The 12,758-nt window shown below is 44.8% G+C and carries 9 protein-coding genes; 4 read left to right on the top strand and 5 right to left on the bottom strand.

Annotated elements, in window-relative coordinates; translation table 11 throughout:
- Positions 1-26 precede the first annotated feature (26 nt).
- Together AC3CKG_RS22715 and AC3CKG_RS22710 are read left to right on the top strand one after the other, a co-directional pair.
- A complete protein-coding gene (locus AC3CKG_RS22715) occupies positions 27-647 on the top strand; it encodes a glutathione S-transferase family protein (RefSeq protein ID WP_488529428.1) in 621 nt (206 codons plus the stop codon).
- Between the two features lie 150 nt (positions 648-797).
- Entirely contained in the window at positions 798-2,480 is a 1,683-nt protein-coding gene (locus AC3CKG_RS22710) for a pseudouridine synthase (RefSeq protein WP_488529427.1), read from the top strand.
- Positions 2,481-2,631: 151 nt separating this feature from the next.
- Here AC3CKG_RS22710 and AC3CKG_RS22705 read toward each other — a convergent pair whose 3' ends face one another.
- From AC3CKG_RS22705 to AC3CKG_RS22695, 3 genes are all read right to left on the bottom strand, one after another.
- Entirely contained in the window at positions 2,632-2,925 is a 294-nt protein-coding gene (locus AC3CKG_RS22705) for a YkgJ family cysteine cluster protein (protein ID WP_017085602.1), read from the bottom strand.
- A 167-nt stretch (positions 2,926-3,092) separates the two neighbouring features.
- Positions 3,093-4,277: a D-alanyl-D-alanine carboxypeptidase family protein gene (locus AC3CKG_RS22700; RefSeq protein WP_017108079.1), complete on the bottom strand. Its 1,185-nt coding sequence runs from the start codon at positions 4,275-4,277 to the stop codon at positions 3,093-3,095.
- A 172-nt stretch (positions 4,278-4,449) separates the two neighbouring features.
- Entirely contained in the window at positions 4,450-5,046 is a 597-nt protein-coding gene (locus AC3CKG_RS22695; RefSeq protein ID WP_488529426.1) for a hypothetical protein, read from the bottom strand.
- Between the two features lie 268 nt (positions 5,047-5,314).
- Between AC3CKG_RS22695 and AC3CKG_RS22690 the strand changes: the two genes are divergently transcribed.
- The gene (locus AC3CKG_RS22690) at positions 5,315-5,569 is read left to right on the top strand and encodes a YgjV family protein (RefSeq protein ID WP_017068159.1); all 255 of its coding nucleotides are present in this window, start codon (positions 5,315-5,317) and stop codon (positions 5,567-5,569) included.
- Positions 5,570-5,713: 144 nt separating this feature from the next.
- On the opposite strand, the gene AC3CKG_RS22685 is transcribed toward AC3CKG_RS22690, so the two are convergent.
- Together AC3CKG_RS22685 and AC3CKG_RS22680 are read right to left on the bottom strand one after the other, a co-directional pair.
- Complete coding sequence (locus tag AC3CKG_RS22685; RefSeq protein WP_488529425.1) at positions 5,714-7,177, bottom strand: diguanylate cyclase domain-containing protein; 1,464 nt, start codon at positions 7,175-7,177, stop codon at positions 5,714-5,716.
- A 273-nt stretch (positions 7,178-7,450) separates the two neighbouring features.
- Entirely contained in the window at positions 7,451-10,618 is a 3,168-nt protein-coding gene (locus AC3CKG_RS22680; protein WP_488529424.1) for a chitinase C-terminal domain-containing protein, read from the bottom strand.
- Positions 10,619-11,068: 450 nt separating this feature from the next.
- Between AC3CKG_RS22680 and AC3CKG_RS22675 the strand changes: the two genes are divergently transcribed.
- Positions 11,069-12,655: a BCCT family transporter gene (locus AC3CKG_RS22675; RefSeq protein WP_488529423.1), complete on the top strand. Its 1,587-nt coding sequence runs from the start codon at positions 11,069-11,071 to the stop codon at positions 12,653-12,655.
- The last annotated feature ends 103 nt before the right edge of the window (positions 12,656-12,758 follow it).

Below are 12,758 nucleotides of genomic sequence, written 5' to 3'. Positions count from 1 at the left end.
ACTGAACCAGTTAACTAGGTAAAACCATGATTACTTTGCATCACCTAAACAAATCTCGCTCAAAACGAATCATCTGGCTACTGGAAGAGCTTGGTGTTGATTATCAAATCAAACCATACCAACGAGACAGTGTAACGTTTCTAGCGCCACCAGAATTGAAGTCCGTTCACCCTCTAGGTAAATCTCCGGTTATTGAAGACGATGGTGTTGTGATCAGCGAATCTGGTGCTATCACTGAGTACCTAATCGATAAATACGGTCAAGGTAAGTTCGCACCAGTGCGCGGCACCGCTGACTACGTGGAATACTCACAGTGGCTTCACTTCGCTGAAAGCTCTGGTATCCTGCCAATGCTACTTAAAATCTTTGTGATGAAAGACGGTTGCGAGACAAATTTCCTTGGCGGCTACGCTGATGATGAAAACCAAAAGGTCCTAACCTTTGTCAACGAAGCGCTTGACGGTAAAACTTACCTTGTAGCTGATACTCTGACGGGTGCCGATTTCATGATGTCGTTCATCGTAGAAATCGTGGGTAACTTCGGTGCCACTGCGCTCTACCCTAACATTGCTAAATACGGTTATCTTTTAACGAGCCACCCTGCTTACCAAAAAGCCGAGCAACTAGAGCTAGAACACTCGAACTGATCGAGTTTCAATCAAGCTCTGCGCGCTTAGGATAAGCACAAGCAACTAAATGAAGCCAAAGCCGATTTATCTTTCGCTTTGGCTTCTCATTTGCCTTCATTTCGACAACAATACCGAACTCTAACTGAACAGCCATAGAGTTTGATCTTCATGTCAGCAAACCTTGCTCAATACACACCACTGCACCTAAAAAACGACAATACGAATGTAGACTTACCGCTACCGACTCGCTTTACGTTTCCGTACTACTACACACCGCATCCAACGTGTGAGTTTGCCATGCAGCAACTTCAGCAGTCATTGCTCGACTGCGGTGTGAATGAAACATCGCAAGGCAACCTCTATGCAGTTCTTCTTGTTCAGGATCCAACAACTCAAGAGCTAGGCTACCTTTCTGCATTTTCAGGTTTGCAGTTAGATTCTTCACTCGCCTCTCAGCTAACAAGTATCGCCTTTGTTCCTTCTGCTTTTGATGGGCAACAGTTTCAAGTCCAAAACACGCAAGGCTTAGTCAAGCAAGCAACCTTGGTCGATGACATTACGAATCTAGAACAAACTCATAACCTAGATGATTTGACGTCAAGCCTAAATGAACTCAAAAACGATGCGAGTAAAGCAGTTGAAGCATTTCAGATCGCAATGGCTTCCAACAAGGCTGAGCGGACAGTTCTAAGAGAAAAAGCCAATCAAGAGAAAGCGTTGGGGAATCTTGATTCAGCCGCTGACCTGCTTAAACAATTAGGCAATCAAAGCAGCCAAGAGAAGCGCGACCTAAAAGCGCTCCGTATCGAGTGGAAACAAAAGATCGCAGAACGCCAGTCGCAAGTTGATGCCATCGAAAGTGAACTCAAAAGCCGCAAGCAAGAGTACCAAGCGATCTCAGCCGAATTAGAAGCGCAACGCTTGTCTCATTATCGCTTTATCAACCAAGCACTCGAATCAAAGAACCTGCTTGAATTGTTAGATGGCAAAGACGCTCTTGAAGGCTCTGGCGACTGTTGCCTACCTAAGCTGCTTAATTTTGCTTTTGAACACGGATTTAAACCATTAGCTTTGTCTGAGTTTTGGTGGGGATTGCCTCCAACGGCTGTCATTCGCCAGCACGCAAACCTATACCCTGTTTGCCAAAGCAAAAGCTTCGAGAGCCTCGCCCACCAGCTAAACGGCATAGAATTAGAAGATAACCCGCTTATCGTGAACCCTGCGGTTGGTAAGTCGTTTGATATTGTCTACGAAGATGACGAGATCGTGGTGGTGAATAAACCCGAGGAGTTCTTGTCGGTTCCTGGTAAGTTTATCGAAGACTCTGTTTATTCACGCATTAAAGCGCGCTACCCCGACGCAACAGGCCCTTTGATTATCCATAGGTTAGATATGTCGACGTCTGGATTATTGATTTTGGCACTGACCGCAGAATCTAACAAACACATCCAGAAGCAATTCATAGATAGAACCGTAGAGAAACGATATACAGCTCTGTTAGATGGTGAAATCGACGGCAAATCTGGCGATATCAGCTTGCCCTTGCGCGGCGACATAACAGACAGACCAAGACAATTGGTTTGCCATGAACATGGACGTAACGCTGAAACTCATTGGGAAGCGGTTAGCACCAACAATGGCCAAACCAAGGTTCACTTGTATCCAAAGACAGGACGCACCCATCAGCTACGTGTGCATTGCGCTCACCCGTCGGGCCTTGGTGTACCAATCCGAGGTGATGATCTCTATGGTTACAAACGTGAGCGCTTACACCTTCATGCGGGCTACCTAAAACTGATTCACCCAACAACTGGTGAGTGGATCGAGTTTGAAGTGCCGTCAGAGTTTTAGGTTACCCTAATCGATCCATAGTTTTGTTTCGCTAAAACAATTCAGGGTTCTACATCTGCTTAAGATATAGAACCCTGAAATTTAATCTGATGGTGTATTTATCACAGATCGATAGCGTACTTTTAGTTATTTTTTTTGATACAGCCAGCGCTTAGCCCATCACATCTGTACGTTGCTCGACGCATTCGAAAGAGCCCATTTCGAACTCACGACAGATCCAAGGTCGGTTTTCATAGATCGTACACATCAGTGTTTCTCTATCAACTGCCGAACACCATCCGTCATCTAATCTCAGCATGGTCTCGCCGCCCCATTCGTCATACGCAATATGCTCTTCAGGAACGCCGGTATCTGTGATGATCATAACCTCTAAACGACAACAGCATGCCTGACAATTAGCACATGTTACTTCGGGTTCGGTTACGTTCTTTATCTCTATGGTCATAAGTGACTACACTGCTAAATTTTGCGTATAGTAATCGAAACCGCTCGCTACGGCTAATAAAGAAAGCGAAAGGCACCGTTTTCAGGCGGGTAAAAATAACAATGGGCGTTGTGATTTACTCACAACGCCCACTAAATTTTCTCGTTTTAGCGGAATAACGACTCTATTTAGAATAAGCTCGCGAAGAACAATTTAATGTAGTCCATCAGACGTTTGAATATGCCACCTTGCTCAACAGCCTCTAGCGCAATCAATGGTTGAGTTTGAACATCTTCACCATCGACTGTGTAGTGAACCACACCTAAAGTTTGGCCTTCAGCAATCGGCGCTTTTAGTTCAGAATCAAGTTCAATCGATGCCGTTAACTTTTTACTGTCTGACTTAGGCAAAGTAATGAAGGTATCTTCTGCAACACCCAGCTTCAACGTGTCTTGCTCACCAAACCATACCTTCTCTTCAGCCACTTGGTCACCGCCTTGATGTGGGTTCAGTGTGTCGAAGAAGCGGAAGCCGTAGCTTAATAGCTGTTTGCTGTCTGATTCACGGCTCTTAACGCTCGATGCGCCCATAACCACCGCGATAAGTCTCATTTCACCTTGTGTTGCCGAGCTCGCTAAGCTGTAGCCTGCACCAGATGTGTAACCGGTTTTCATTCCGTCAACGGTTAAGCTTCTATCACGAAGTAAACCATTGCGATTGTGCTGTGTAATTCCGTTGTAGCTAAACGAGCGCTCGCTGTATAAGCCATATACATCTGGTAGGTCACGAATAATTGCACGTCCTAACAATGCAATGTCATAAGGTGTCGAATATAAGTCTTCGGCGTCTAGACCATGTGCGTTAGCAAAGTGGGTATTTTCTAGTTTTAAAGAGGTTGCCCAAGAGTTCATCAAATCAACGAAGGCGTCTTGTGAACCAGCTACGTGTTCTGCAATCGCAACACTGGCATCGTTACCCGATTGGATAATCAAACCACGGTAAAGATCCATCATCGCCACATCGGTGTTCACTTCAATGAACATCTTCGATGAGTCTGGGAATTTTTTCGCCCATGCATTCTCACTGATTCTTACTTGATCATCCGCAGAGATGTTGCCTCGCTTCATCTCCTGTCCAGCTACATAGCTAGTCATTAGTTTGGTTAAGCTTGCTGGGTTTAATTTAGTGTGTGCGTTTTTTTCGACTAGCACATCACCGGAATTAAAGTCGATTAACACATACCCTTTCGCACCTAAGCTAGGTGGAGTCGGTACTATAGAAGGTGCTGCGATAGCTGCATTACTAACCATCGCTGCGTTACTTACAATGAATATACTTAATAGAGGGAGAGAGTATTTGGAGAACAGTTTCATTGAATCAAACCTAAGTTAACGTTTTGACCAGTATAGACAAATGCTAGCAAAAGGAGCGCGAACTTTACGTTGCTTTACGCAAATGTACCTTTAGTTACAAATAAAAAAGTATAATCTGCGATCTGTCCATTTTTTAAACAAGTAATATTGACTCAATGAATGTATTTAACGTTTAGTTTGAACGTTGTGGCATGTGTCTGAATAGCATCTCAACAAAGCCCGAAATACGTTGTTTGCTTTCACCTGCTCCCAGTTTCGGTTGAATACCAGATTGAGCTAGTGCCCGCCACTGAATCACTTCAGAATTAGGTACCGAAAACACAATGTACAGTGAGCCTTTTTCGGCCAATTTACCTTTGCCATCATAGAATGGAACACCAGTAGAAAGCTGAACCGCATCAAAAATCGAATTGTCATTGAGCTCTGATTCTTCCGCTAAGCCGAAACCAACCACCACATCGCCAATACCGCCGCCCTGCTCTAAGCTGTATCCTTTCGCAGACAGCTGATCTTCAATCGCTACACGCACCATATCGGTCACTACAGTTTCATCGTATTTTTGCGAAAGGTATACCTGTTCTGATCGCGGGTGCCACGAGTATGTCGTCACACCATTTTTCATGAATTCGAAGTCACCACTGGTCACCACGCCATAGTCATGTACTGCTGGTTGTTCTTGTGTCGTACAAGCGGTCAGCCCAACCATCATTAACGCCAATAGAGCGGCTTTTTTTTTGCTTTTTGTTGCACAAATGGAGCGTTTTATCATTCGTAGCGTCCCTACTTATATAAGAATAACTATCAATTAAACCTCCAACATAATTAGTAATTATGTTAATAGAAAGGTCATTAAACGTTTGCGTAATCGCTAACCTTCACTTCTGCCCGTTTTGGGGGTTTAATCACAAAAACAGAGTTGGTATAGTCTACCCCGTAAAACATAACCAGACCATTCGAGGCACGGAGCTTCCTCAATCATCTCATGAAGAGAAGAATTGGTACCGACAAAGTATCGGCAAATTTAAGAGGGTCACACAATGGAATTCAATATGGTTGAAATTTTAGGTTACGCTGCGTCTATTATGGTCGCAATTTCATTAACAATGAAAGACATCGTTCGTCTGCGTGTCCTTAACTTTATTGGCTGTGCTCTCTTCACAGCATACGGCATCATGATTGATGCGTGGCCAGTTGCAGCCACCAACGGCTTTATCGCTTGTGTAAATATCTACTTCCTTGCAAAAATGCAAAAGGAAAAAAAAACGGAAGCGATGAAAGCAGCGAAAGCTTAAATTAGCGACTCGCGTTTCAAATAATTCTGAAAAAGCCCAAACGGTTCCTCTCGTTCTAATAAAGAACAGAAGCACAGTTTGGGCTTTTTTCTATTTATCGTTTATCTGTCGTTTTATCTATCGTTTTAAAAGACGCCAAGTGCATCAGGTATACGCAATGCGATATTCATTCTCTCGATACATCTGAGTGTTATTACGACCATTCTCTTTAGCTCGGTAAAGCGCTTTATCGGCTTTTTCTATTGTACCTTCGATCTGAAACAGCACCTGAGCGTAGCAACAACCTGCACTCACAGTCACTGGCGAAACTAACCCTTCTATCTGCTCAACTCTGTGTCTTAACGCTTCTGATAATTCAAACAACCGAAGCTCATCACAATCAAAGGTCACCAGAATAAACTCTTCTCCACCATAACGAGCAATCAAGCGATGATTATTTGTAAACTGCTTCAAGGTTTTTGAGACCGCACAAATCACACTGTCACCCTGTGCATGTCCGTGTAGGTCGTTCACCGACTTGAAATGATCAATATCCAGCAAAATTACACCCACGCCTTGCAATGGATAAGGTGAGTTATCTGATATTCTCAACTTTATCTGTTCGATGAAACTGCGCCTGCTCTGCAGCCCTGTAAGGTAATCTAGGCTAGCCACATCTAAGATCTTTAAGTGACGATGCCGCAGGTAAAGCACCAGAACAACAATGATGCTCAGTAGACTAACAACCAACGTCATCAAACTTGCCAACAACAAGCTGTGGTTTTTGTTGAGCTCTTGTTCTAAGACACCAGCAGAAATAACCCAATTCAGATACGGATAAAACTTGTAGAAGATGTTTTTACTCGTCGTGCCATCTGCCGTAGAGATAGAGTAACTAAAGTGACCTTCAGGTTCATCGACGACTTTATCGATAAGCAACTCTGAAGAGTCATCAATCAAGACTTTTAAGTGCTCGTGTTCAAAGTTAGGTTGAAGGACTAACGTGCCCTGTAAATCAACGATATATACATAGCCACTATCGCCATACGAATACTTTCTCAGTTTGTCTTTAAGTGCTTCGAGATCAACCAGATACATCAGTTCATCTTTATAAGTGGTCGCCACCAATGTATTGCCACTCGGTAGCCTCACTGAATATGCGACCTTCGCACGCTTACCGACTTCATGCGGATTGGCATGAGAATACTGGGTCATTCCAGAATGTAAGCTCAGTTGTTGTTGAATATGGGTTAAATGCGCGCGATTTTTCCCTTGTAAAAACGGGTGATATAGATGAATACCTTGTGGTGACATCAGGTAGATGTAACCAGACTCTCCAATCACCAATTCGTTGGCAATTCGAATGACTTCTTCAACTTCTTGTTCTGGAGTGACACGCAGTGCGTGAGAGGCGACGGTATCCGTCACACCTTTGAGATAGGTTTTGATCGCTTCGTTGACTGTGGTGTCTACGATGTCGTAACTCGCGTTCACAATAGTACGAAAGAAGAATTGGTTGGATTCTAATAGTGATTCTTTCGTTCGGTTGAATTGAACAGCAGAGAGGATCAGAGAAACTACGGCCAGCACAATTGAAAAACTAAGAATGTATTTACGTCTGACTTTCAAGATTACCCCATAGCTTTCTAATTTTAGGTAACGCTATTTTTTGTTATAGGCAGACTGTTTTATATCATACTTATCTTTTTTACTGAACGAGTGTCGATATTCTGAGAGGTTTCTATACGCAATCTGTGACTTATAGCAAAAACGCCGAACTGGATTCAGTTCGACGTTTTGATTTTACGCTTCAGCTATGTATTTAAATCAAACTAAGATACTGATAAATAAACTTAAAATCATTCGCATTCGTTATCTATAAATACATAATCTATCGTTAGATTAAGAACAAACCTGAGTCCAGCTACCATCACTGCCCGGTTCAGAACTTGTCCACCAGTTTGCTTGGTAAATACTGCCGTTGTGAACCACTTGGTCACCTGTGTTTGCATGGCTTGGGTTACCCGCCCAATCTTTCTGAGGTAAGTCTGGGTAAACCGCTAAACCAGCTGTATCACATGTACCTGGGTTTGTGCCACCATCGCCAGGGTTACCGCCACCTGAACTGATATCACCTAATGGTAGGTCTGGTTGCTCAAAGCTAAAGGCATAATCGACACCATTCACGCTTACTGCATAGTTAGCAGGGCCTGAGATTGGCAAGTAATACACCATATCTAACTCATACACACCACCAGCTGGAAGCTCTTCCCATGTAGGCAAAGTAAACGCCACTCGGTGCATGGTTCCATCTAATCCACCAATGTTATCCGCACGAGTATGACCCGAAGCAATCACAGTTAAACCACCGCCCGATTGATCTTTTGCGTTATCAGGTGCTGACACTGGGATATCGAACTGGAACTCGGTACCACCCGGAAGTGCTTGACCAGTGTTGTTTGTAAACGTGATCTTAGGATTGATTGGATAGTTTTGGTCACCTACTTTGAAGCCACCAACTGAAACCGTAATATCCAACGCTTCTGTCGGGATAGCGCCAGTCGCCACTTTGTTTCCATATGGAGTCGCAGACTTAAACTTATCGTAGATAGCTTTCGTCATTGTATTACCCATGTGGAACTCACCGTTACCGCTATTACACGCTTGTTCGGTCGTATCGATAGATGTTCGGTTACCGTTCGCATCGAGTACATAACAGTTATAATCCCCTGCCAGTTCCCAGAACATGATGCCGCCGATCTCTTTGTCGATAACGTAGTCTGCTTTCACATCAATAGACTGTTTATCTTCCGTTGAAAGGAATACGCCCTTCTCTGCATTCCACAACCAAGGCGCAACCGCCACGCTGTCATAGTTACGCGTGTAAGTGCCTGCTAAAACATCAGATGGATCGTTCACAGGATCAAGCTTGTAAGCCTCAGCGTAAGAGCCCCAAATACCTTTCTCTAGGTTCTTAGCGTGCCACATTGGGTTAGAGCCCGCGCCCATTTCGTTGCCCTTCGGATCGGTATCGTGCCACATGTTGTCGATACCAATTGCACCATGACCACAATTGTTCTTCTCACCTTCACCCGTACCTGCTGAACATTCAGCTTGGTTTGGAAGTGCAGCTCGGCCCCAAAGGCCATTTTCGCCACCTGTCACGCCTTGCCAACCACGAGTGTAATAAGGCACACCGATATTAATACGACCTGCTGGCATAGAACCACGGAAGTAATGGTAAGCCCAATCCGTGTTCAGATAACCGATACCACCGTAAGCCGCAGTGCCGTAAACGTTCCACTGTGCTAACTCTGAATCTTTACCTGTATCAAACAACGCAGCGTTATGACCTACGTGATCGTTCCACGCACCGTGAAGGTCATAAGACATGATGTTTACGTAATCGAGATATTTGGTTACATCAAATGTTTCCATACCGCGCAGTAGGTAACCAGAAGAAGGTGCCGCGATAGTTAACATGTAGTGATTGCCATCTTGTGCAGAGGCTGCATCAAGCTTCTCACGCAACACTTTCATCAACACTTGGTACGAAGCCCATAGGTACTGACGACGTGGTTCCATAAAGTCTTTATCGTATGGATTACCTGCGCCCGCCATTGAAGTTGGGTATTCGTAATCGATATCTAGACCATCGAACTGGTACTTACGCAGCATCTCAACCGCTGAAGTTGCGAATGTCTCTATACCTTGATGGTTAATAGAGCCGTCTGCGTTGGTCGTCATAGTGTAGAAACCACCATCAGCCACTCGGCTGCCGTCTGTCGCGAAATGACCACCGGTTTCAGCCCAGCCACCAATAGAGATTAGCGTTTTAACACCGTGTTTTTTCTTCGCTGTCGCTAACGCACCAAAGTGACCTTTGAAGCCTAAGGCAGGATCAACTTCAACGCCCGGCCACTCTTTACCAACCGCTGCGTTTTCAGGGTCATTTACATCACCCACATTTACTTTGCCATCTGAGCCAATGCTCACGAAAGCGTAGTTAATGTGTGTAAGTTGCTCCCAAGGAATATCATTTACTAAGTAAGCAGCTTGTGGATCGTCCCCTGCACGCCAACTTGTGAAGTAACCAATCACACGACGTGGATGATCCGCACCCATCTTCTCACGGCCTTCATCATCGTAAATCGTACAGTAAGGTACATCGACACCTTGAGTTTGATACAGGCCATCAGGACGACAAGTGCTCACCGTTGGAGCTCCGTTAACCGTCAAAGAAGCTAGCGCTGAATCAGCCGTTGCGCCTTGGTTGTCGGTTGCTTTCGCGTAAACCGCTAAAGAACCCGCTTGAGTCGTTGTGTAATCTAGTGTGTATGGGCTTGTCGCTGCTGTACCCACAAGGGCACCAGCCACATAGAAATCAACCTTATCAACTGTGCCATCACTGTCTGCTGCTGTTGCAGTAAGCGTTACCACACCACCAACATCGACCGCTGCTGCTGAAAGCGCAACTGAAACTGTCGGTGCTTCATTTCCTGGTGTAACGGAATCAACAGAGACAGAAACCGCACTTGTAACACTTGCTGCGCCTTCATTGTCCGTTGCAACAACTGAAATCTGATGATTACCAGACGTTGCAGCCCAAGCCGCTTCAAATGGTGCCGCTGTCACAACCGCGACCGAAGAACCATCAACAAAGAATTCTACGGAAGCAACACTGCCATCAGTGTCCAGTGCTGTTGCGCTTAATACGACGTTGTCGCCTTCAACAATCACATCTGATGCCGTTGGCGCTGTTAACGAAGCCGTTGGTGCTTCATTGGGTGTACCACCGCCTCCATTGCCGCTACACACATCTAGCTTTTTCCACTGTGCATAGTCACCTTCAAATTGGCTCGGGTTATTGTTTTGATTCCAGTAATTTGCTGAGTACGCGCTGCCGTCATGTGAAACCTGATCACCACCGGTGTATACCGTGGCAGAGTCCCACGTTTCTAACGTTGAACAATCAACAGCCGCATAACTGTTGAACGCCATCAAGCATGACGCGGTGAGAGTACTGAGTGTAAAAACCTTCTTGGCCACTCTTCCTTGGTTTAGGTGCATGTTAGCTATCCCTTAAGTTGTTGTTTCAAGATGTTTAATCTAAATGGCGCTTTCCTCACCACTTAAATCTCTTCGCAAAACAACTGTAGGTAACAGCGCCAATTAAACACCTAAAATATTCAGTATTTATAAAATGACTCGCATTAATTTGTTTATAGCATGCAATGAGTCGACACTTATTTTGCACCAACAACTAATATTAATTTATTTCGGAAAGCTAAAAAATAATGTCTCAAAAATCAGAAATGTGACTCAGTGTTGAGAAAAAATTCGCATTAAAACTAACCAAAAAGTAGAGATTTATAGATGATTTGGGTTTCTTTTGGGAATTCGCCCACTTTTTGATAACAAATGTGTTAGTATCTGCGGCTTTTTTGACGAACCTCACATTTCTATGCAAGTGTGGGAGAAATACATAGGCTTGAAAGAGCCAAATATAGCGAAGAAATAATGTCCAACTTGACGCAAGTCGCCAACGAAAACATCAACGCAGAATCTACTTCTATCGATTTCAACAAAGCTCAATCTTTGGGTGAAAAACTGGAACTCGGAAACCCAGTCTTTTGGCTTAGTGGCAGTTTTTTAACCCTCTTTGTCATCCTCGCTTTCACCAACACCTCCGTGTTGTCCGAACTTGTTAACATCGGCTTTAGTTACTCAACTAAGTGGTTCGGTGCTTTCTGGCAAGTCCTACTACTACTCAACTTCATTATCGGCTTAGTGCTTGCACTAGGACGCACAGGCCACGTTCGTTTAGGAACGCTTGCCCTCCCTGAAATGACCACCTTTAAATGGATGTCTATCGTCCTATGTACGCTGTTAGCCGGCGGTGGTGTGTTCTGGGCAGCGGCAGAACCTATTGCTCACTTTGTTTCGGCTCCGCCACTTTATGGCAATGCTGATCCGCAAGCGATGGCGTTCAACGCTCTATCACAATCTTTCATGCACTGGGGTTTCCTTGCATGGGCAATCTTAGGCGGTTTGTCTTCTATCGTGTTAATGCACCTGCATTATGACAAAGGCCTTCCTCTTAAGCCTCGTACTCTGCTTTACCCAGTACTTGGCGACAAAGCAATAAATAGCTGGATTGGTAACGTAGTCGACGCATGCAGCATCGTCGCTGTAGCCGCGGGTACTATCGGCCCTATTGGTTTCCTTGGTTTACAAATCAGCTACGCTCTGAGCGAACTGTTTGGTATTTCAGACAGCTTTGCGACTCAAAGTGTTGTTATCGTATTTGCTATCGCAATGTACACGCTGTCTGCACTAAGTGGCGTGAACAAGGGAATCCAACTGGTTAGCCGTTACAACATCATCTTGTCTGTGTGCCTAATCGGCTACATCCTGCTAGTAGGCCCAACAAGCTTCATCATTGATGGCTACCTACAAGGCATGGGCGAAATGGTCGATAACTTCATCCCAATGGCACTTTACCGCCAGGATACAGCGTGGCTAGGTGGCTGGACGGTATTCTTCTGGGGTTGGTTCTTAGGTTATGGCCCGATGATGGCAATCTTCATTGCTCGTATCTCACGTGGCCGTACCATTCGCCAGATGATCGTTTCTATCAGCATCATTGCACCGCTTGTAACTTGTTTCTGGTTCAGCATCGTTGGCGGTAGTGGTTTAGCGTTTGAATTAGAGAACCCAGGCGTGATTTCTAGTGCGTTCGAAGGCTTTAACCTTCCAGCTGTTCTTCTAGCAATTACAGCGCAACTGCCGTTCCCAACTCTGCTGGCGATTCTGTTCCTTATCCTGACAACCACGTTCATCGTGACGACAGGTGACTCGATGACTTACACGATCAGTGTAGTAATGACAGGCACAACAGAGCCGAACGCAGCGGTACGTACCTTCTGGGGTATCATCATGGGTGCGGTAGCCATTGCACTTATCTCAATGGGCTCTGGTGGTATCTCTGCCCTGCAGTCGTTCATTGTGATCACCGCTGTTCCGGTATCATTCATCTTGTTGCCGTGTTTATGGCATGCTCCGAAGATTGCGAAGCAGATGGCAAGAGATCAAGGCATCGCTTAATAGCTAATCCGATTTAGTTTCGGTTAGCGTGTAAAACAAAAAAAGCCACTCAAGTGATTCACCTGAGTGGCTTTGTTTTACCAGTTCGTTACTTGTATTAACG

It is taken from the genome of Vibrio sp. QJM3NY_15 (assembly GCF_057785995.1).
Note: the sequence above shows the minus strand (reverse complement) of the source record. Positions and strands in the feature narration are given on the sequence as shown.